The organism is Streptomyces sp. NPDC002386 (genome assembly GCF_053593175.1).
Genome location: NZ_JBSFBX010000002.1, coordinates 407636 through 428300, shown reverse-complemented (window position 1 = coordinate 428300; position 20665 = coordinate 407636). Strand labels below are relative to the sequence as shown.

Sequence of the window (20665 nt, the reverse complement as noted above, 5' to 3'; positions counted from 1 at the left end):
GCTGTGCACAGTCGCCGGGCACCGTTGCGGTGCCCGGCACCGTGACCGGGCGACGAGCCCCGCAGCCGGATGGGATTCCGCAGGTCAGGCCGTGCGTGTGAGCGCGTATGCCCACAACTGTGCACGCGCGTCCGGGTTTAGGCTCGGCTCGGCACTCCGGTGCCTGTCACGGCACACACCGACCTAAGGAACACAACTGATGGAGCTCGGTCTCGTCGGCCTCGGCAAGATGGGCGGCAACATGCGCGAGCGGATCCGCCGCGCGGGCCACACCGTCATCGGGTACGACCGCAACGCGGACCTCGCGGACGTCCACAGCCTCGAGGAGCTTGTGGGCAAGCTCTCCGCTCCCCGCGTGGTCTGGGTGATGGTTCCGGCCGGCGAGGCCACCCAGACCACGGTCGACCAGCTGGCCGAGCTGCTGGAGCCCGGTGACGTGGTCGTGGACGGCGGCAACTCCCGCTGGACGGACGACGAGAAGCACGCCGGGGAACTGGCCGCCAAGGGCATAGGTTTCGTGGACTGCGGCGTCTCCGGCGGCGTCTGGGGCCTGGAGAACGGGTACGCGCTGATGTACGGCGGCGACGCCGAGAACGTCGCCAAGGTGCAGCCGGTCTTCGACGCGCTCAAGCCGGAGGGCGACTTCGGCTCGGTGCACGCCGGCAAGGTCGGCGCGGGCCACTTCGCGAAGATGGTCCACAACGGCATCGAGTACGCCATGATGCAGGCCTACGCCGAGGGCTGGGAGCTGCTGGAGAAGGTCGACTCCGTCACGGACGTGCGCGAGGTCTTCCGCTCCTGGCAGGAGGGCACGGTCATCCGCTCCTGGCTGCTCGACCTCGCGGTGAACGCGCTGGACGAGGACGAGCACCTCGACGGCCTGCGCGGTTTCGCCCAGGACTCCGGTGAGGGACGCTGGACCGTGGAGGCCGCCATCGACAACGCGGTGCCGCTGCCCGCGATCACCGCCTCGCTGTTCGCGCGGTTCGCCTCCCGGCAGGAGGACTCGCCGCAGATGAAGATGATCGCCGCGCTGCGCAACCAGTTCGGCGGCCACGCCGTAGAGAAGAAGTAATCCACAGGATCCCTCCGGGATCCACAACCCTGGGGGAGGTCGGCGGACGACCATGCACGTCACGCATCTTTCGCTGGCCGACTTCCGCTCGTACGCCCGGGCCGAGGTCCCTCTCGACCCGGGCGTCACCGCCTTCGTCGGCCCCAACGGGCAGGGCAAGACGAATCTCGTCGAGGCCGTCGGCTACCTCGCCACCCTCGGCAGCCACCGGGTCGCCTCGGACGCCCCGCTGGTCCGCATGGGCGCCGAGCGCGCGGTCGTCCGGGCGCAGGTCCGCCAGGGCGAGCGGCAGCAGCTGATCGAGCTGGAGCTGAACCCGGGCAAGGCCAACCGGGCCCGCATCAACCGTTCCTCGCAGGTCAGGCCGCGGGACGTGCTGGGGATCGTGCGGACGGTGCTGTTCGCGCCCGAGGACCTCGCGCTGATCAAGGGCGACCCCGGTGAGCGGCGCCGGTTCCTGGACGAGCTGATCACCGCGCGCTCCCCGCGCATGGCGGGGGTGCGCTCCGACTACGAGCGGGTGCTCAAGCAGCGCAACACGCTGCTGAAGTCCGCCGCTCTCGCGCGCCGGCACGGCGGGCGTTCCATGGACCTGTCCACCCTGGACGTGTGGGACCAGCATCTGGCCCGTGCGGGCGCCGAGTTGCTCGCCCGGCGCCTGGACCTGATCGCCGCGCTGCAGCCGCTGGCGGACAAGGCGTACGAGCAGCTGGCCCCCGGCGGTGGTCCGGTGGCGCTGGAGTACAAGCCGTCGGCGCCCGGTGAGGCCCACACGCGCGAGGATCTCCACGGTCAGCTGATGGCGGCCCTGGCAGAGGCGCGCAAGCAGGAGATCGAGCGGGGTGTGACCCTCGTTGGCCCGCACCGGGACGATCTCGTTCTCAGACTCGGTCAGCTGCCCGCCAAGGGGTACGCGTCGCACGGCGAGTCGTGGTCGTACGCGCTCGCGCTGCGGCTGGCCTCGTACGACCTGCTGCGCGCGGAGGGCAACGAGCCGGTGCTGGTCCTGGACGACGTCTTCGCCGAGCTGGACGCGCGCCGCCGGGAGCGGCTGGCGGAGCTGGTCGCGCCCGGTGAGCAGGTGCTGGTCACCGCCGCCGTGGACGACGACGTACCCCATGTGCTGGCCGGTGCGCGGTACGCGGTGGCCGGCGGGACGGTGGAGCGCGTATGAGCACCGGGGAACCCGCGCCGAAGAAGGACGAGCCGTCGGGCGTCGACCTCGCGCGCGTGGCGTTGCGCGCGGCGAAGGAGCAGGCACGCGCGCGCGGTGACGCGGCGCGGCAGAAGAAGCAGGCGCGGCGCGGCGGTGGGCTGCGCTCGGGCGCGCGGGCCGACGGCCGTGACCCGATGGCGCTCGGGGCGGCGATCAACCGGCTGCTCACCGAGCGGGGCTGGGAGACGCCGGCCGCGGTGGGCGGGGTCATGGGCCGCTGGCCGCAGATCGTGGGCGAGGACCTGGCGAAGCACTGCGTGCCGCAGCGGTACGACGAGGACGAGCGGGTGCTGTCGGTCAGCTGCGACTCGACGGCCTGGGCGACCCAGTTGCGGCTGCTCGCCCCGACGCTGGTGGCCCGGCTCAACGAGGACCTCGGCCACGGCACGGTCCGGCTGATCAAGGTGAACGGTCCGGGAGGTCCGGCCCGGCGTTACGGCCCGCTGAGGGCTCCGGGGAGCACCGGTCCCGGCGACACCTACGGGTGACGTACATCACGTCGGACGGTCCCCGTGCGGTGCCTTCGCGGCCCGCGCCGCGGTGCCGTGCACAGGTGTGGATCACGTGCTGACCCGCCAGTAGCCAAGGGTTGACGGCTCGAAGCGCTGAGTGCCGCTGTGAGCCCCTTGGAGCCCCCTTCCGCATATCGGTACCCGGCCGAGACCGGTTCAGGGCGGCACATGGGGACTCAGGTACCGGCAAACCCCCATCACTGTCGGCGCTACCGGTAGACTGGGAGACAATCCCGCCCCAGTCGTGGGGACGTCCGGGAAAAGCTGAGCAACGCTGATCAAGGCTTACCGACGCAACATGCCGCAGCCGCTCCGGTTGACCCTTCCCAGGAGGGGGCCCGCCCAGGAGCCTGGCTCGTGCTGTGCCAGAAAGGGCGCTTCGTGGCCGATTCCGGCAACCCCAACGAGAACATCCCGTCCACCGACGCCGGCGTCACCGGCGAGGCCGCGGCACCCGGCACGGCCTCCGCCTCCTACGACGCCAGCGCCATCACCGTGCTCGAAGGGCTGGACGCGGTCCGCAAGCGACCCGGCATGTACATCGGCTCGACCGGTGAGCGGGGACTGCACCACCTGGTGTACGAGGTCGTCGACAACTCGGTCGACGAGGCGCTGGCCGGTTACGCGGACACCATCGACGTGACGATCCTCGCCGACGGCGGCGTGCGCGTCGTCGACAACGGGCGTGGCATTCCGGTGGGCATCGTGCCCTCCGAGGGCAAGCCGGCTCTCGAGGTCGTGCTGACCGTGCTGCACGCGGGCGGCAAGTTCGGCGGCGGCGGCTACGCGGTCTCCGGCGGTCTGCACGGTGTCGGCGTCTCCGTGGTGAACGCGCTGTCGTCCAAGGTCTCCGTCGAGGTCAGGACCGACGGCCACCGCTGGACGCAGGACTACAAGATGGGCGTGCCGACCGCCCCGCTGGCCAAGCACGAGGCCATCGAGCGGACCGGTACGTCGGTCACGTTCTGGGCCGACCCGGAGATCTTCGAGACCACCGAGTACTCCTTCGAGACGCTGTCGCGGCGTTTCCAGGAGATGGCGTTCCTCAACAAGGGGCTGACGCTCAAGCTCACCGACGAGCGTGAGTCGGCGAAGGCCACCAGTGGTGCGGACGAAGCGGGCGCGGACGAGAAGGCCGAGGTCAAGTCGGTCACGTATCACTACGAGGGCGGCATCGTCGACTTCGTGAAGTACCTCAACTCCCGCAAGGGCGACGTGGTGCACCCCACCGTCATCGACCTGGAGGCGGAGGACAAGGACAAGAGCCTGTCCCTCGAGGTCGCGATGCAGTGGAACAGCGGCTACAGCGAGGGCGTGTACTCCTTCGCGAACATCATCCACACGCATGAGGGCGGTACGCACGAGGAGGGCTTCCGGGCGGCCCTCACGAGCCTGATCAACAAGTACGCGCGCGACAAGAAGCTGCTGCGCGAGAAGGACGACAACCTCACGGGTGACGACATCCGCGAGGGTCTGACCGCGATCATCTCGGTGAAGCTGAGCGAGCCGCAGTTCGAGGGCCAGACGAAGACCAAGCTGGGCAACACGGAGGCGAAGACCTTCGTGCAGCGGGCGGTCTACGAGCACCTCAACGACTGGCTGGACCGCAACCCGGTCGAGGCCGCGGACATCATCCGCAAGGGCATCCAGGCGGCCACCGCGCGCGTGGCGGCCCGCAAGGCCCGTGACCTGACCCGGCGCAAGGGTCTGCTGGAGTCGGCGTCCCTGCCGGGCAAGCTCTCCGACTGCCAGTCGAACGACCCCACCAAGTGCGAGATCTTCATCGTCGAGGGTGACTCCGCCGGCGGTTCGGCCAAGTCCGGCCGCAACCCGCAGTACCAGGCGATCCTCCCGATCCGCGGCAAGATCCTCAACGTCGAGAAGGCCAGGATCGACAAGATCCTGCAGAACCAGGAGATCCAGGCGCTGATCTCCGCGTTCGGTACGGGCGTGCACGAGGACTTCGACATCGAGAAGCTCCGCTATCACAAGATCATCCTGATGGCGGACGCCGACGTCGACGGCCAGCACATCAACACCCTGCTGCTGACCTTCCTGTTCCGCTTCATGCGGGACCTGGTCGAGCGCGGGCACGTGTACCTCTCCCGTCCTCCGCTGTACAAGATCAAGTGGGGCCGGGACGACATCGAGTACGCGTACTCGGACCGCGAGCGGGACGCGCTGCTGGAGATGGGCCGTCAGCGCGGCAAGCGCATCCGCGAGGACTCGATCCAGCGCTTCAAGGGTCTCGGCGAGATGAACGCCGAGGAGCTGCGTGTGACCACGATGGACCAGGAGCACCGGGTGCTCGGCCAGGTCACCCTCGACGACGCCGCCCAGGCCGACGACCTGTTCTCGGTGCTGATGGGCGAGGACGTCGAAGCCCGCCGCGCGTTCATCCAGCGCAACGCCAAGGACGTCCGCTTCCTCGACATCTGAGTCGGTCTCAGCTGACCGCACCAGGAAGGATCTTCACCAGCAATGGCCGACGAGAACACTCCCGAGACGCCTGAGACCGAGGGCGGCGAGATCACCCTGCGTGTCGAGCCCGTCGGGCTCGAGACGGAGATGCAGCGCTCGTACCTGGACTACGCGATGTCCGTCATCGTGTCCCGTGCGCTGCCCGACGTACGCGACGGACTCAAGCCGGTGCACCGCCGCGTGCTGTACGCGATGTACGACGGCGGCTACCGGCCCGAGCGCGGTTTCTACAAGTGCGCCCGCGTCGTCGGCGACGTCATGGGCAACTACCACCCGCACGGCGACTCCTCGATCTACGACGCCCTGGTGCGCCTCGCCCAGCCGTGGTCGATGCGGATGCCGCTGGTGGACTCCAACGGCAACTTCGGCTCCCCGGGCAACGACCCGGCGGCGGCGATGCGCTACACCGAGTGCAAGATGGCACCGCTGTCGATGGAGATGGTCCGTGACATCGACGAGGAGACCGTCGACTTCACGGACAACTACGACGGCCGCTCCCAGGAGCCGACCGTCCTGCCGTCGCGGTTCCCGAACCTGCTGATCAACGGCTCGGCCGGTATCGCGGTCGGCATGGCCACCAACATCCCGCCGCACAACCTGCGCGAGGTCGCGGCCGGCGCCCAGTGGTACCTGGAGAACCCGGAGGCCTCGCACGAGGAGCTGCTGGACGCGCTCATCGAGCGGATCAAGGGCCCGGACTTCCCGACCGGCGCCCTGGTGGTGGGCCGCAAGGGCATCGAGGAGGCGTACCGCACCGGTCGCGGCTCCATCACGATGCGCGCGGTGGTCGAGGTCGAGGAGATCCAGAACCGCCAGTGCCTGGTGGTGACCGAGCTGCCGTACCAGGTGAACCCCGACAACCTGGCGCAGAAGATCGCCGACCTGGTGAAGGACGGGAAGATCGGCGGCATCGCCGACGTCCGTGACGAGACCTCGTCCCGTACGGGCCAGCGCCTGGTCATCGTGCTGAAGCGGGACGCGGTCGCCAAGGTCGTGCTGAACAACCTGTACAAGCACACCGACCTGCAGACGAACTTCGGCGCCAACATGCTGGCGCTGGTCGACGGCGTGCCGCGCACGCTGTCCCTGGACGCGTTCATCCGTCACTGGGTGACGCACCAGATCGAGGTCATCGTCCGCCGGACCCGGTTCCGGCTGCGCAAGGCCGAGGAGCGGGCGCACATCCTGCGCGGTCTGCTGAAGGCCCTGGACGCCATCGACGAGGTCATCGCGCTGATCCGGCGCAGTGACACCGTCGAGATCGCGCGCGGCGGCCTGATGGGCCTCCTGGAGATCGACGAGATCCAGGCCAACGCGATCCTCGAGATGCAGCTGCGCCGGCTGGCCGCCCTGGAGCGCCAGAAGATCGTCCAGGAGCACGACGAGCTCCAGGCGAAGATCAACGAGTACAACGAGATCCTCGCCTCGCCGGTCCGCCAGCGCGGGATCGTCAGCGAGGAGCTGGCGGCGATCGTCGAGAAGTACGGCGACGACCGGAAGACCAAGCTGATCCCGTACGAGGGCGACATGTCCATCGAGGACCTGATCGCCGAGGAGGACATCGTCGTCACCGTCACGCGCGGTGGCTACGTCAAGCGGACCAAGACGGACGACTACCGGGCGCAGAAGCGCGGCGGCAAGGGCGTGCGCGGCACGAAGCTGAAGGAAGACGACATCGTCGACCACTTCTTCGTCTCCACCACGCACCACTGGCTGCTGTTCTTCACGAACAAGGGCCGCGTGTACCGGGCGAAGGCGTACGAGCTCCCGGAGGCCGGCCGCGACGCGCGCGGTCAGCACGTGGCGAACCTGCTCGCCTTCCAGCCGGACGAGGCGATCGCCGAGATCCTCGCGATCCGGGACTACGAGGCGGCGCCTTACCTGGTCCTCGCCACGAAGTCCGGTCTGGTCAAGAAGACGCCTCTGAAGGATTACGATTCGCCCCGCGCCGGCGGTGTGATCGCGATCAATCTGCGTGAGCGGGAGGACGGAACCGACGACGAACTGATCGGTGCCGAACTCGTCTCGGCCGACGACGATCTCCTTCTGGTCAGCAGGAAGGCGCAGTCGATCAGGTTCACCGCCTCGGACGACACGTTGCGACCGATGGGCCGTGCGACCTCGGGCGTCAAGGGCATGAGTTTCCGTGAGACGGACGAGCTTCTCTCGATGAATGTCGTTCGACCCGGTACGTTCGTGTTCACCGCTACGGACGGCGGGTACGCGAAGCGGACCGCCGTCGACGAGTACCGCGTCCAGGGTCGCGGCGGCCTCGGTATCAAGGCCGCCAAGATCGTGGAGGATCGCGGTTCGCTGGTCGGCGCGCTGATTGTCGAGGAGAGCGACGAGATCCTCGCCATCACCCTGTCCGGCGGTGTGATTCGTACGCGAGTCAGCGAGGTCAGGGAGACGGGCCGTGACACCATGGGCGTCCAACTGATCAACCTGGGCAAGCGCGATGCCGTGGTCGGTATCGCACGTAACGCCGAGGCGGGGCGCGAGGCGGAGGAGGTCGACGGCGGGGACGTCGTCGACGAGACCGCCGAGGCCGCCGCGCCCACCGGCACGGACGAGGGTGAGGCGCCCTCGGCCGAGTAGCACGAGGAGTGAGTCATCGTGAGCGGAGCCACGGGCGCCGGATCGGCCGGTACCCCCACGGGTACGGAAACGGGCGGCGGCCGTGGCTCCGCCGCGCAGGGGACGGGTGCGGCGGACCCGCACACGACCCAGCTGAGGGCGGTCAAGTCCTCGGCGAAGGACTCGCCCTCCACCGACACGCCGGCACCCCAGGGGGGAACAGTGACGGACACCCGAGGCCCGCAGACCCAGGCCGGCGCGGGCCCGGCCGAGGGGCAGACGTCCTCCCCGCTCCCCGGTGAGCGGCGCTCCGAGCAGCACTCCGGGCCGTACCACCCGCCGCAGGCGTACCCGGCGCAGACGCCGACCGGTGCCGTACGCCGGCCGCGCACCGGCGCACGGACCGCGCCGCGCACCCGCAAGGCACGGCTGCGCGTGGCCAAGGCCGACCCGTGGTCGGTGATGAAGGTCAGCTTCCTGCTCTCCATCGCGCTGGGCATCTGCACGGTCGTCGCCTCGGCGGTGCTGTGGATGGTCATGGACGCGATGGGCGTGTTCTCGACCGTCGGCGGCACGATCTCGGAGGCGACCGGCTCCAACGAGGCCAACGGCTTCGACCTGCAGTCCTTCCTCTCCCTGCCGCACGTGCTGACGTTCGCGTCGATCATCGCGGTCATCGACGTCGTCCTCGCCACGGCCCTCGCCACGCTGGGCGCCTTCATCTACAACCTGTCCGCGGGCTTCGTGGGCGGCGTCGAACTGACGCTGGCCGAGGACGAGTGACCCACCTCCCGGACCTGCCCGACAGCCCTCCGACAACCGATTTTGGGACTGCCGCCCTCGTGCGCTAATCTTCAGGAGTCAGCGCGCGGGACACACCGCAGAGCGCGGCGGGGCTATAGCTCAGTTGGTTAGAGCGCATCCCTGATAAGGATGAGGCCACAGGTTCAAATCCTGTTAGCCCCACCAGCGAAAAGACCCCCGGTCCATCAGGACCGGGGGTCTTTTGACACCCACTCTTGACACCAACAGCGGCGGTCAGCCGATGAGCGGGTCTTCCAACAGCTCGGCAAGCATCGCAACGGCTTCGCGCTCACTGTCGCCGACCACATGCGTGTACACGTCCATGGTCATGCTGATCTGGCTGTGCCGGAGGATCGCCTGAGCGACCTTGGGGTGGACCTTCAAGCCCCGGCTGCGCTCCGCTTCGCCGGGCGCGCTCCCGGCTCCGCTGCGCGCTGCGCTCCTGCCTTCGGCCCGCTCTGCGCGCGCTGCGCCGACGGGCGCCCACGTGTGGATAGGGCCGGTGGCCATGAGTCGATCACCGCACATCGCGGCCACGGTCAGAACAGTGCCTCCGGCGGGGGGATCGGCCGGCACCGGGATGGAGGGGCGCCGCTTCCGGCTGCGGGTCCGTAGTGGCGTGCGCGGGGAGCCGGGGGACGGCTGTGGCTTATGCGAGTGGTGAGCGTTTGGGCCAGATGTCACTCCGGGCGAAGCCCGTACTCGCTCAACCATTCGAGTACGTCTTGACGAGACGCCTCAACAAGGCGGCCTCCGGTGAAGCGGGGATCGTGGGTCACCTCGGCCACGCACTCCGGAGGGGGTACAAAGGCCTGCGCCTCCTCATCGGTGGTGAACTCAGCCTCCGCCAGGATCAGGCCCTGGAGGTGACCGCCAAAGACGTCGATGCCCAGGGGAGGCACGCTGGAACGCGACTTGGCGAGAACCGCAGCTGGTAGTGAGGCAAGCAAGTCGTACTCGTTCGGCGACAAGTACGTATTCGTGATCAGGCCTTGAACGGCGCCCGTACGACCCATCGGCACCTTCTGGGTCAGCTTGAGCTCGCAGCCGCCGTCCGAGAAATCGGCACGTCGCAGCCGCAGACGTGTTCCCACCAGATACCGATCGGTGATCACACGGGTGACGGTCACTGATGATGGCGCTGGAGGCTCAGCCAGCAGGAATCGTCTCTCCCTCTCGACGCGGGCGTACTTTCCAGGGCGCACCGCCTGACCTCGAACTCCACCAGCCTTGTCCATCACGAGGACAGTTTCTCAGCTGCGCCCCTTCCGGAGAACTGACAGCAGATCTGTCAAGAGGGGATCGGTCGGCTGACACCAACGGCTGACACCAACAGGTGCGGACAGCGCCGACCAACGCCGCATGGCAACGGACGATCAGCCAAGGAACCCGCCGGTTGACCGACGTTGCCGACTCCGTGTGAGCGACCTGATAAGGACGAGGCCACAGGTGCAAATCCTGTTGGCCCCACATACGAGAAGACCCCCGGTCCACCAGGACCGGGGGTCTTTTGACACGCACTCCTGCCTCGGCTGTGCAAATTGCTCGACGAACGGTCGATCGCCTTCCGCGCCGCGGTCGCCTCCGCGCCCAGCCTCGACGTACAGGTGCCGACCTGCCCCGCGTGGACATCGGCCAGGGCGACCAGTCGTGGGTCGTCATAGCGGATCCCGAAGGCAACGGGCTCTGTCCGCAGGCCCGCCGGCCTCAGTGAGAGCCCCTGGGAGCCGTGTCCGCCCGATCCGGGCACGCGGAAGGCCCGACCGCTGGCGACGGGGGATGCACCAGCGATCGGGCCATGGCCAAGGGTAACAAGGTTGGAGTGGTTGTGGGAGGCAACCGGCTTGTTGCGAAGGGGAGTTGGCCGATCTTGATCGGTCAGTGGCACGGAGGGTCATAGGACAGGCGGGGCAGGTACTCGTGCCACTTCTGCGGGGTCAGCACGCCCCGGGTGACGGCGCAGATGTGCCGGATGGCCGCGTCGGCGTCCAGCCGCCACAGCCGGACCGTGTCCGCGCCGCTGGACACGCCGAGGACATGGCTGTTGGGGCTGAACGCCAGGAAGTTGCCGGTCTTGGCGTAGGGGCTCATCGACTGGCCGATGGGGCTCGCCGACGAGGGCCGGACGACGTTCCAGAGCCGTACGGTGTTGTCGTTGCCACCGCTCGCCAGGATGTGGCCGGATCCGCCGAACGTCAGCGACGTGACCGCCTCGGTGTGTCCGGTGAGCGGCCGGCCCGGCTCGGTCGCCGCACGGGGGTCGGTGACGTCCCAGAGCCGCACGGTGTCGTCGTCGCCGCCGCTGGCCAGCGTATGGCCGTCGGGGCTGAAGGCGAGCGTGTTGACGGGGCCCGAGTGCCTGGTGAGGGGCTTGCCGAGCGGCGCGGTACGGGCGGGGTTCGTCACGTCCCACAACCGGACGGTGCTGTCCGCGCTGCCGCTCGCCAGGGTCCGCCCGTCGGGGCTGAAGGCGAGCGAGTTGACGAAGCCCCGGTGCCCGGTGAGCGGCTCGCCGAGCGGTACGGCGCGGGCGGGATCGGTGACGTTCCACAGCCGGATGGTGCGGTCGTCGTAGGCGGTGGCCAGGGTGTGCCCGTCCGGGCTGTACGCCAGCGCGTCCGGGCCCATGAACCGGGTCCGCAGGGCCAGCGGCGGTCCGGCGGAGACCGGGTGGGCCGGGTCGGTGACGTTCCACAGGCGTACCGTCCGGTTCCCGGTGAGCACCGCGAGGGTGCGGCCGTCGGGCGAGAACACCAGGGACCGCTGGTCGCCGTTGGTGCGCATGAAGGGCTTGCCCAGGGCCACGGGCCGGCCGGGCGCGGTCACGTTCCACAGCCGGATCGCGCCGTCGCGCGCGGCGGTGGCGAGCACCTTGCCGTCCGGGCGGAACGCGCCGCCGCGGCCGGTCATGTCCGACGTCGGCACCGACCACAGGCGGACCTTGCCGTCACCGCTGCCGGTGGCGAGGGTGCGGCCGTCCGGGCTGAATCCCAGGGCGTACATCTCGCCGCTGCCGCCCGCCAGCGGCTCGCCGACCTGTGACGCGGATTCCGGATCGCCGACGTTCCACAGGCTCGCGGTGCTGTCCGCGCTGGCCGCGGCGAGCCGGTCGCCGTCGGGGCTGAAGGCCACGGACCAGATGGGGCCCGTGTGACCGGTGAGCGGTGAGCCGGCGGGTGCCGCGCGCGCTGGGTCGGCGACGTTCCACAGCCGGATGGTGTCGTCCGCGCTGCCGCTGGCCAGGGTGCGTCCGTCGGGGCTGAACGCGACCGAGTGCACCAGGTCCGTGTGGCCGGTGAGCACCTTGGGCAGCGGTCGCGGGTGACGCGGGTCGGCCGTGTTCCACAGCCGGATCGTGCCGTCGTCGCCGCCGGCCGCGAGGGTGCGTCCGTCGGGGCCGAACGTCACGCAGCGCACCGCGGCCGTGTGACCGCCCAGCGCGCCGAGCGGTTCGGGCCGGCGCGGCTCGGAGACGTTCCACAGGCGCACCGTGCGGTCCTCGCCGGCGGAGGCCAGGGTGCGCCCGTCCGGGCTGAAGGCGACCAGGTAGATCGTGCCCTCGTGGCCGGTGAGCGGCTTGCCGAGCGGGATCGGGTGGGCGGGGTCGGTGACGTCCCAGAGCCGGATCGTGCCGTCGTCCCCGGCGCTGGCGAGGGTGCGGCCGTCGGGGCTGAAGACCGCGCTGCTGACCCAGCTGGTGTGACCGGTGAGGGGCTTGCCGAGCGGCGCGGGCCGGCCCCGGTCGGCCACGTTCCACAGGCGGACCGTCCGGTCGTAGCCGGCCGTGGCGAGGAGTCTGCCGTCGGGGCTGAACGACGTGAGGTAGACGGCGCCGTGATGGCCGAGCATGGGGGTGGCCAGGGGGGCGTTGACGACCGAGATCAGCCTGCTGTAGGTCCCCTCGTCGTCGGGGCGCAGGTCGTGGGCCACCAGGTCGAGCTGGGCGGCCAGCGACGGGTCGGTGTGCTGGACCCGGTCCGCCTCCGCGATCACCTGCTCGAACACGGCGTCGTCCCGCTGCTGCCAGGCGACCACCGCCGAACCCGCCGCCAGCACGGCGAGCACGACCAGCGCCGCCACCGCGGCGCGGCTGATCAGGACGGTGCGCCTGCGCAGCCGGACCGAGGCGGCCAGGAACTCCACCGCGCCGCGGGTCAGATAGGTGTCCCCGGCCGACTTCGCCCAGCCCCGGGCCTGCTCCAGGCGGGAGCCCCGGTAGAGCAGCGCGCTGTCCCGGTCGGATTCCTCCCAGGCGCGGCCGTCCTCCTCCAGCCGCTGGCGCAGCAGGTGGTCGCCCCGGTCCGCGTCGATCCAGTGCCGCAGCCGTGGCCAGGCGTGCAGCAGCGCCTCGTGGGTGATCTCCACGGTCTCCGCGTCGAGCGTCACCAGCCGGGCGCGCACCAGCGCCTCGAGCGACTCCTCCGTCTTCCCGGGGTCGGCCGACTCCTGCGCCAGCTGGCGCCGGGTGCCGCGCCTGCGGGTGGCCTGCGTGTCCTCGCCCAGCCGGACCAGGCGCAGCAGCAGCAGCCGGGCCGCGCTGCGGGCGGCCGGGTCGAGGCTGGTCCAGGCGCGCTCGGCGGTGGCCGCCACCGCGCCCTGGATGCCGCCCGCCGCGCGGTAGCCGGCCAGCGTCAGCCGGCCCGCCTTGCGGCGCTGCCAGGTGGCGAGCAGGGCGTGCGAGAGGAGCGGGAGCACTCCGGCGTCGTGCGCCCCGCGCGGGCCGTCCGCGCTCACCTCCCGCACGATCAGCTCCGCGAGGCCCGGCTCCAGCTCCAGGCCCACGGCCTTGGCGGGGCCGGTGACCGCCTCACGCAGTTCGGCCGTGGTGAGCGGCCCGAGCACCATGTGCCGGTGCTGGAGCGCGTCGGCCAGCTCCGGGTGGGCGAGGCACTGCTCGTAGAAGTCGGCGCGGATGCCGAGGACGACCAGGACGGGTGCGGGCCCGGGCGAGTCCGGGGGCGGGGTGCAGGCCGCGTGCAGCAGCCGGACGAAGGCGCGGCGGGCGGCCTCGTCGGGGCAGAGGGTGAAGGTCTCCTCGAACTGGTCGACGATGATCACCGCTCGCGGCCGCGCGGGGGGCCCGGCCGGGTGCGCGGAGGGTGGGCCGGGGGTGTCGTCCGGGGTGCGGCGTGGCGCACCGGACCGGTGCGGAATCGGAAGGGTGCCGTCGCCGGACCCGGCCGGGTACGGGTGGGCGCCCGTCTCGTCGAGGAGGGTGGTCCGGGGGCCGCCGCCGTCCGCCCGCGTGCCGGCCGGTTCGGCCGCGGGCGTCCGTGTGTCCGCCGGGCCGGTGCCGGCCCGGCGCGCGTCCTGGGACGTGTCGCCGGGCGGCTCCTGGTGCTGCGGGGCGGACGTCTCCCGGAGCGCCCACGCCGTGACCGCCTCGCGCACCGCGGGGACGAGGCGCGGGGTGCCGGAGCCCGGCGTGTCCGGCCGGTGGGCCGACCCGGTCTCGGCCACGTGCGCGTCGGCGGCGAGGGCGTCCAGTTCCGGGATCCGGCGGGTCAGCTCGCCCAGCGGATCGGCGCCCGGCACCAGCTGGAGCACGGCCGTCGGCGGACCGCCGCTGCCGTCCCCGAGCGCGCCGTCGCGTATCGCGGGCACCAGGCCGGCGTTCAGCAGGGAGGACTTACCGGCGCCCGAGGCGCCGACGACCATGATCAGTCCGCCGGTCCGCTCCGCGGCGCGGAGCTGGGCCATGAGGGACTCGGTGCTCCGCTCCCGGCCGAAGAACCAGCGGGCGTCCTCCTGGCGGTAGGGGGCCAGACCCCGGTACGGGCACACACCGCCGGCGACGGGCGGTGCCTGGGCCGGCGGCCGCCGGTTCTCCTGGGCGGGCACCACGGGGCGGTCGCCTGCCGGGTCGGCCAGCGCGCGTTCCCACAGGCGCTGCCACTGGGGCAGGTCGTACAGGCCGCCGGAGACCGGGACCGGCCGCGCGCGGCGCGCCTCCGGGATCAGGATCTGCAGGACGGCCGCGAGGGCGGCGAACTGGGCCGGTACGTTCTTGGCCCGCCGCCAGTCACTGATCCGCTGGGCGGACACCCGTACCGGCCGTCCGCGCTCATCCACCCGTTGCAGTCGTACGACCGCCTCGGACACGCTCTTCAGGGGTGGATTGCCGGCCTCCTTGTACAGCAGTGCGAGGCGCTCGGCGAAGGCCGTGCGTGTCCCTGAGTCGGAACTCAAGGTCCCACCCCTTACTCCCCCCGCATCAGGACGTCCGGACCGGAAAACTCACCCTATACGGCTGACCTGCGGCTACGCCCTGGACCGGAGACCGGGACCTCCTCGTGGGGGGCCGTAAATGGCAGGATCACGACGCGGTAGCGGAATCGTCACACTCGGTCCGGACAGGCCACCGGGCCGGTACCCGGGCGGACGGCCCGATGTGCCGAACGTTCTCGGCCAATGTGCCCGCGGGCGCGGCGGAGATCGACGGCACGAGGTGCATGACCGTCCAGGACACCCGAGCCCCCGCACCGATCCGCCGACACGGTGCGGGCGACGCCACCCGATCCGTCCGGTACCGGTCCCCACGAGGGGAGGGACCGGTGCCGGACGGGCCGGGTACCGGGCGGCGGTTCACCGGGCGGCCGAACCGGGCAGTCACGTCCTGGTGGTCAGTCACCGACCGCCGGCCGTCCCGTGGGGGCGCCGGCGTCCCGCAGGGCTGGAGGACGTATGAAGGTCTCGGTGGACCGCGCCGTGTGCTACGGCTCGGCCGAGTGCGCGCACCGCGCCCCGTCGGTGTTCGCGTTCGAGGACGGGTACGGCGTGGTCCGGCCCGGCCAGGAGGACGCGGGGGAGGACCCGGGGGTGCGCGAGGCGGCCGAGAGGTGTCCCTCCCAGGCCGTCGTGCTCGGCGAATGACGTGGTGAGCGCGGATCACCGGCCGGGCGGAAAGGTCCAGCCGAGGTCCGCCAGGGCACGCGCCCTGGCCTCCACCACCGCCATGCGGGCGTCCCGCTCGGCCGGGTCGGTGTGGGCCGCCTGACCGGTCACCTGCCCTTCCCACTTCCGGTACAGCAGCCCGGGCTCACCGGTGAACCAGCCGCGGCTGACCGTGTTCAGCGCCAGCAGCAGGCCGGTGTCCTCGGAGGCGGGCAGGGCCATCCAGCCGCCGAGCGCCGTCAGCAGGTCCCGGCGGACGCAGAGCGACGCCGGATGGACCTGGGCCCGGAACCCGTGCTCCTTCCAGTGGCGCAGTACGGCACCGCGCTCGACGGGGCCGTCGTCCGGATCGCCGGGGAAGCCGGCCGTTGAGCCGTCGGGGAGCAGGTCCAGCGTCCGCGCGGTGGTCCAGCCGAGGGTGCGGTCGGCCTCCAGGACGGCCAGGTCACGGGCGAGGGCGCCGGGCGTGAGCAGGTCGTCGGCGTCCAGGACCTTCACATACGCGCCGTCCGCGCGCGCCAGCGCGATGGTGCGGGCGACGCCCGGCCCGCCGGTCCGCCCCTGCCGGAAACTCACCCGCTCGTCGTCCGGCACGTACGGGCGCACCGCGTCGGTCAGGCCGTCCTCCTGGATCAGCCACTGCCACTCCCAGCCGTCCGGGAGCCGCTGCTCGCGCAGGGACTTGTGGGCGTCCGGCAGGAAGCGGGCGGACGGGGCGTGGACAGCGGTGACAACGGTGACGCGCCGGGGCACGGCGGCATCCACCACCTTTCCGGGCACGTGGTGAGGAGCGGGCCGTGCGGTCGCCGGGCAGCACGAGGTCCGAGACCCTGGGCATCCGCCCAGGCTAGGGCGTCGAGTCGGGCCTGACGAGCCGGTACCGGCGTTCTCCGGACAGCGCGAGACCCCCGGCCGATCCCGGCCGGGGGTCTGTCCGTGTCGACTGATGCGTACGCAAGTCGCCCTTGTGTCGAAACGTCTGCGTTCTCAGTACCGCGGGGGCTTCAGCAGTTCAGCGGGTCCGTGGACTGAAGGTCCGGGTCCGTCTCGGCTTCGGTGTCGGTGAGGGGGCTGTGCCGGCAGCTAGGGGACTTTCCGTGGGCCTCGGCCCGGATGCGCTGCTTCATCGTGGGAGGCAGGGCCCTGGCATGCGAGCGGGTCCAGGGATGCGCGAGGGGGCCGGCCGGGACGATCCGTTGCGCGACGCTGTCCTGCGGGGCCTCGGTCCGGGGTGCGGCCGCCGCGGTGGCGGTGGTCGCGGTGACGAGTCCGAGCGCCGTGCACAGCGCGAGGAAGGCGGTGACGATGGCGGTCCACAGCTGCACGACCTTGTTGTTCCTGGTCATGGCCCCTCACTTTCAGGTTGGGCGATTTGCGTACTTTCCTCATGATGTGTATCGGCGTCGCGAAGTGGTGGACCTGCGACCGTGGCGCGTCGATGTTCTGATCAACACCACTCGGATGGACGTAAGAGAACCGGAAATCTCCCGAAACCGGGCGAGGTGGAGCGAAACGCGAGCAAAGTGACGGCCCGTGGGGGTGTGATCACCCTCCGGTCACGGCGGTGCCGACCGGGCCTATCGCGCGCCCCGGAGGCGGGAGTTGGGGCCCGACGCAGGTCACCGATCGATATCGGCCGGTGTGTATAGTCGGGCGCCAGAGGTCCCCTACGTCAAGGAAAGACGAGGTCGCGCGGTGAAGAAGCTGCTCCTGGTCGCACTGGCCGCCATCGGCGGGCTCCTCGTGTACCGCCAGATCCAGGCGGATCGCGCCGAGCAGGACCTGTGGACGGAGGCGACTGACTCCGTGCCCACGGGTTCGTGAGTACCGATTCGGACTGATCAGACCCCGGCCGCCTTTGCGGTCGGGGTTTTGTGTTGTCCGGGCGGACACGCGCCTCCGCGGCCCTGGAGCCCGCCTTTCTCCACCATCCGGTCCTCTTGTCCGATTGTCCGGTGGTCCTATGGCTCGTGTTGCCGGATCACCGGAGGTGGTGTAGCCGTCACCGGGCGGGCCGCAGCCGCGCGCTTCGCCGGTACCGGTGCTTCGGACGGCCGTACGGATTCCCCGGATGGCGCAGGGCTGCCCGGGGCAGGATGGGCCACGGCCGGATGCGCGGCGCGGAACGTGAGGGGAGCGGCACGTGCGGGGGCGAAGGTGCAGGACATGGTGGCCGCGGAGCGATGGCCGGCCGAGGAGCGCGGCGGCCAGGGCGGGCGTCGTGACGGCCGCGCTGTGCGCCGTGGCCGCGCTGCCGACCGGGATCGCGGCGGCGGCCGGAGCCCAGGACGCCTACGCCTTCGACCCCGCCGGCCGGTCCGTGACGGGCGCCACCGGCACCGCCGGCGCACCGCGCCTGGAACCGGGCCGTACCTACCGCGACTCCCTTCCGGGCAGCGGCCCGCTCACCTACCGGCTCGACCTCACCGCCGCCGAGTCCGCGTACGCCCCGGTCACCGCCGTCCCCCCGGCCGGCACCACCGGCAACGCCACCGACGGCATCCGGGTGTCCCTGGAGGACGCGCGCGGCACCCGCTGCTCCACCGCCTCCGCGCTCTTCGGCGCGGGCCTCAGCGCCCGCCCGGTGACCGCCCTGGGACAACGGCAGACCGGCCGCTCACTGTGTCAGGGAGCCGGAACCTACTACCTGCGCGTCGAGCGCCTGAGCGCCGGCGGCACCGCGAGGGACACGGCCTCCCCCGCGCCGCGCTGGGACCTGGAGATCGCACCCGTCACCGAGCCCGGCCTGGCCGCCGCCGGACCCACCACGGCGCCCCCGGAGCAGAACGACGCCACCCCCGAGCCGCTCACCGGAGACCCCCGTGACCGCGCCGGCGGCACCGGGTTCACCTCCGCCCGCCCGCTCGGCCGGGGGGTCTGGCGGACCGGCATCACACCCGGGAGCACCCTCTTCTACAGGGTCCCGGTCGACTGGGGCCGCCGGGTGCACGCCGTCGCCGAACTGGACGCCTCCACGAGCGGCCACGGCTATGTCGGCGGCGCCCTGAACCTCTCGCTGTACAGCCCCGTGCGCGGATACGTCGACGGCGCCTCCCTCGGCTACACCGGCACCCGCAGGTCCGCGGCCCTCGATCCGCTGCCGCCCGTGGAGTACGCCAACCGGTACGCCGTCCTCACCGGCGAGAACACGGTGCGCTTCGCCGGCGACTACTACCTCGTGCTGCACCTCAGCGAGAAGATGGCCGGCACCTTCGGCACGGGCCCGTTCCACGTGACGCTGCGGGTACGCGTCGACGGGCAGGCGCACGACGGACCGCGATACGCCGGGCGGCCGGAGCCGGGAGACGTCTTCACGGTCACGGAGCAGGACCGGCGGGCCGCCGCCACCGGCGACACCGGGGGCGGCGGCATCGCGATGAAGGCGGTCGCGGCCGGCGGCATCGGCACCGGGACCGCACTGCTGCTGGTGCTGGGCGGCTGGACCGTCGCGGCCCGGCGGGCTCAGACGCGGGCCAGCGCCCAGAAACCCACGGCGTAGCAGGCCAGCGCCAGGAGCAGGATCGGTATGGCCGCCTTCGCCGGGGGCCCGGGACGCCGGACCGCCCGACGAGCCCGGCGTCCCCGCCCGGACGCGCGCCCGGCCATCGACCCGGCGTGGGGAACGGCGGCGGGACCGGCCGGCCGGGCGGGCGGAGGTACGCGCGGGTCCTGGGCGGTGTACGAGGCGGTGGAGGGATCGGTGCGCGGCGGCGCCCAGGGGACCGGGGGCGCGGAGACCGCCGGGTCCGTCGGAGCCTCCGGGGCGACCGGGAAAGCAGGGGAGTCCGCGGCGGCATGCCGGCCGGAGTGGAACCCGGGGGAGGGTTCCGGACGGTGTGCCGGGGTGTACGGGACGCCCGCGCCCGGCTTCGCGACGGGAGCCGGCGCACGACCGGCCGGAGGCCCGTCGTTCCGCGGCACCGGGGCCGCCGCCTGCTCCGCACGCCGGACGTACGGCTGGGGGCTCGGCGTCGGCTGCGGCGGCGGAAGATGGAAACTCCCGGTGTCCGACATCGATCCGGTGCCGGAGCGCTCCGCCCCGGCACTCCCCGCGCCGTCACCGCCGTGGACGCCCGCGGCCGGGGGCGCCTCCCGTACCCGCACCCCCGAAGCGGGTTGCAGCGGTCCTCCGGGTCCGAACCCGGGCGGAAGCGGACCGAGTTGGTCGAATATCTCGATCAACTCGTCGTCCGGGCCCGGCTCCGGCAGCAGTTCGACGGCCGAGGCGAGCGCCTTGCGCGCTCCTGTGGCGGTGCGGAACCGGGCCGCCGGATCAGGCTGGAGCAGGGTGGCGACGACCTGCCACAGCGGTTCCGGAACTCCCCTGGGCGGGCCGGGCGTTCCGTGCTCCGCGAAGTACTGCACCAGAGCCTTGGCGTCCGGCTTGGCACCCTCGAGCAGATACAGGGCGACCAGACCCACCGCGAACAGATCGGCCGGGAAGTCCGGTTCGGAACCCAGCAGTTGCTCGGGCGCCAGATAACCCGGCGTACCCACCACGAGATTGGTCTCCGTCAGGCGGGGCTCACCGAACCGCATGGCGATGCCGAAGTCGGACAGCCGCAGGCGCGGGCGGCCGGTTCCGGTGGCCTCGAGCAGCACGTTGGCGGGCTTGATGTCGCGGTGCACGACGCCCTCCGCGTGCACCGCGGCGAGCCCCGACAGAAGCTGGTCCAGCAGGGTGCACACGAAGCCCGGCGGGAGCGGGCCGTAGTCACCGACGAGATGGACCAGCGAGCCGCCCCCCACCAGGTCCATGGTGAACAGGACCTTGTCGTCGTCGGCCGCCCAGCTGGCCGGAGCGAGGACATGCGGATGGTCGATGCGCAGGGCCTGCTCGCGTACGAAGCGCAGCAGCGAGTGGGCGTCGCTCTGCTGGAGCACCTTGGCGGCCACATAGCGTCGGCGCCGGTGGTCCCAGGCACGCCAGACGGCACCCACCCCGCCACGCCCGATCGGATCGGCCAGTTCGTACCGGCCGGCGAAGACCTCACCCATGACAGTCCGCCGCTCCTCCCCCAGCCCCTCGACGAGTGACACACCCCCGGCCCACCGGGAGACGGGCATTCCCGCGGTCCCCCTGGAACACACCCCGGGCCCGGTCCA

At 71.6% G+C, this 20665-nt stretch carries 14 protein-coding genes, 1 tRNA gene and 1 pseudogene; 10 read left to right on the top strand and 6 right to left on the bottom strand.

Translation table 11 applies throughout. The features are described from left to right. The first annotated feature begins 199 nt into the window (after positions 1 to 199). The 7 genes from gnd to ACWCPN_RS06060 all read left to right on the top strand — a co-directional run bounded on the left by gnd (position 200) and on the right by ACWCPN_RS06060 (position 8830). Positions 200 to 1075 (top strand): phosphogluconate dehydrogenase (NAD(+)-dependent, decarboxylating), encoded by an 876-nt coding sequence (gene gnd / locus ACWCPN_RS06090; protein ID WP_365121843.1) that lies wholly within the window; start codon positions 200 to 202, stop codon positions 1073 to 1075. A 52-nt stretch (positions 1076 to 1127) separates the two neighbouring features. After that, positions 1128 to 2249: a DNA replication/repair protein RecF gene (gene recF / locus ACWCPN_RS06085; RefSeq protein ID WP_392293029.1), complete on the top strand. Its 1122-nt coding sequence runs from the start codon at positions 1128 to 1130 to the stop codon at positions 2247 to 2249. Next, positions 2246 to 2779 carry a DUF721 domain-containing protein gene (locus tag ACWCPN_RS06080; protein WP_451202697.1) on the top strand — a complete coding sequence of 178 codons (534 nt, stop codon included), beginning with the start codon at positions 2246 to 2248 and terminating at the stop codon, positions 2777 to 2779. Before recF ends, ACWCPN_RS06080 begins: the two co-directional genes overlap by 4 nt. Positions 2780 to 3160: 381 nt before the next feature. Next, complete coding sequence (gyrB, locus tag ACWCPN_RS06075) at positions 3161 to 5242, top strand: DNA topoisomerase (ATP-hydrolyzing) subunit B (RefSeq protein WP_451202694.1); 2082 nt, start codon at positions 3161 to 3163, stop codon at positions 5240 to 5242. Positions 5243 to 5284: 42 nt separating this feature from the next. Further along, entirely contained in the window at positions 5285 to 7882 is a 2598-nt protein-coding gene (gene gyrA / locus ACWCPN_RS06070; RefSeq protein ID WP_451202692.1) for a DNA gyrase subunit A, read from the top strand. A gap of 18 nt (positions 7883 to 7900) precedes the next feature. Further along, the gene (locus ACWCPN_RS06065; RefSeq protein WP_451202689.1) at positions 7901 to 8644 is read left to right on the top strand and encodes a DUF3566 domain-containing protein; all 744 of its coding nucleotides are present in this window, start codon (positions 7901 to 7903) and stop codon (positions 8642 to 8644) included. A 109-nt stretch (positions 8645 to 8753) separates the two neighbouring features. After that, positions 8754 to 8830: transfer RNA gene (locus tag ACWCPN_RS06060), tRNA-Ile, on the top strand. Between the two features lie 69 nt (positions 8831 to 8899). On the opposite strand, the pseudogene ACWCPN_RS06055 reads toward ACWCPN_RS06060, so the two are convergent. The 3 genes and pseudogenes from ACWCPN_RS06055 to ACWCPN_RS06045 all read right to left on the bottom strand — a co-directional run. Then, positions 8900 to 9049 (bottom strand): annotated as a pseudogene (locus tag ACWCPN_RS06055) (site-specific integrase); the annotation flags it as partial. Positions 9050 to 9345: 296 nt separating this feature from the next. Beyond that, positions 9346 to 9903, bottom strand: coding sequence for a hypothetical protein (locus ACWCPN_RS06050; protein WP_451203041.1), 558 nt, complete (start codon positions 9901 to 9903; stop codon positions 9346 to 9348). A gap of 640 nt (positions 9904 to 10543) precedes the next feature. After that, a complete protein-coding gene (locus ACWCPN_RS06045) occupies positions 10544 to 14854 on the bottom strand; it encodes an nSTAND1 domain-containing NTPase (RefSeq protein ID WP_451202686.1) in 4311 nt (1436 codons plus the stop codon). Between the two features lie 495 nt (positions 14855 to 15349). On the opposite strand from ACWCPN_RS06045, the gene ACWCPN_RS06040 reads away from it, so the two are divergent. After that, on the top strand, positions 15350 to 15538 hold the full coding sequence (locus ACWCPN_RS06040) for a ferredoxin (protein ID WP_451202684.1): 189 nt from the start codon (positions 15350 to 15352) through the stop codon (positions 15536 to 15538). Positions 15539 to 15553: 15 nt separating this feature from the next. On the opposite strand, the gene ACWCPN_RS06035 is transcribed toward ACWCPN_RS06040, so the two are convergent. Both ACWCPN_RS06035 and ACWCPN_RS06030 read right to left on the bottom strand, forming a co-directional pair. Next, complete coding sequence (locus ACWCPN_RS06035; RefSeq protein ID WP_451203038.1) at positions 15554 to 16312, bottom strand: glycosyltransferase family 2 protein; 759 nt, start codon at positions 16310 to 16312, stop codon at positions 15554 to 15556. Between the two features lie 251 nt (positions 16313 to 16563). Continuing rightward, positions 16564 to 16905: a DUF6344 domain-containing protein gene (locus tag ACWCPN_RS06030; protein WP_451202681.1), complete on the bottom strand. Its 342-nt coding sequence runs from the start codon at positions 16903 to 16905 to the stop codon at positions 16564 to 16566. A gap of 349 nt (positions 16906 to 17254) precedes the next feature. Here ACWCPN_RS06030 and ACWCPN_RS06025 point away from each other — a divergent pair, with 349 nt between their 5' ends. Together ACWCPN_RS06025 and ACWCPN_RS06020 are read left to right on the top strand one after the other, a co-directional pair. After that, positions 17255 to 17383: a DLW-39 family protein gene (locus ACWCPN_RS06025; RefSeq protein ID WP_003999697.1), complete on the top strand. Its 129-nt coding sequence runs from the start codon at positions 17255 to 17257 to the stop codon at positions 17381 to 17383. A gap of 397 nt (positions 17384 to 17780) precedes the next feature. Further along, entirely contained in the window at positions 17781 to 19058 is a 1278-nt protein-coding gene (locus ACWCPN_RS06020) for a hypothetical protein (RefSeq protein WP_451202680.1), read from the top strand. On the opposite strand, the gene ACWCPN_RS06015 is transcribed toward ACWCPN_RS06020, so the two are convergent. Continuing rightward, positions 19022 to 20557 carry a protein kinase domain-containing protein gene (locus ACWCPN_RS06015; protein ID WP_451202679.1) on the bottom strand — a complete coding sequence of 512 codons (1536 nt, stop codon included), beginning with the start codon at positions 20555 to 20557 and terminating at the stop codon, positions 19022 to 19024. The two genes, ACWCPN_RS06020 and ACWCPN_RS06015, sit on opposite strands and share 37 nt — an antisense overlap. Between the last annotated feature and the right edge of the window lie 108 nt (positions 20558 to 20665).

Coding starts and splice junctions, on each gene's coding strand:
- gyrA (WP_451202692.1), top strand. CDS start 5,285: ATGGCCGACGAGAACACTCCCGAGACGCCTGAGACCGAGGGCGGCGAG.
- ACWCPN_RS06015 (WP_451202679.1), bottom strand. CDS start 20,557: ATGGGTGAGGTCTTCGCCGGCCGGTACGAACTGGCCGATCCGATCGGG.
- ACWCPN_RS06030 (WP_451202681.1), bottom strand. CDS start 16,905: ATGACCAGGAACAACAAGGTCGTGCAGCTGTGGACCGCCATCGTCACC.
- ACWCPN_RS06040 (WP_451202684.1), top strand. CDS start 15,350: ATGAAGGTCTCGGTGGACCGCGCCGTGTGCTACGGCTCGGCCGAGTGC.
- recF (WP_392293029.1), top strand. CDS start 1,128: ATGCACGTCACGCATCTTTCGCTGGCCGACTTCCGCTCGTACGCCCGG.
- ACWCPN_RS06080 (WP_451202697.1), top strand. CDS start 2,246: ATGAGCACCGGGGAACCCGCGCCGAAGAAGGACGAGCCGTCGGGCGTC.
- ACWCPN_RS06050 (WP_451203041.1), bottom strand. CDS start 9,903: ATGGACAAGGCTGGTGGAGTTCGAGGTCAGGCGGTGCGCCCTGGAAAG.
- gnd (WP_365121843.1), top strand. CDS start 200: ATGGAGCTCGGTCTCGTCGGCCTCGGCAAGATGGGCGGCAACATGCGC.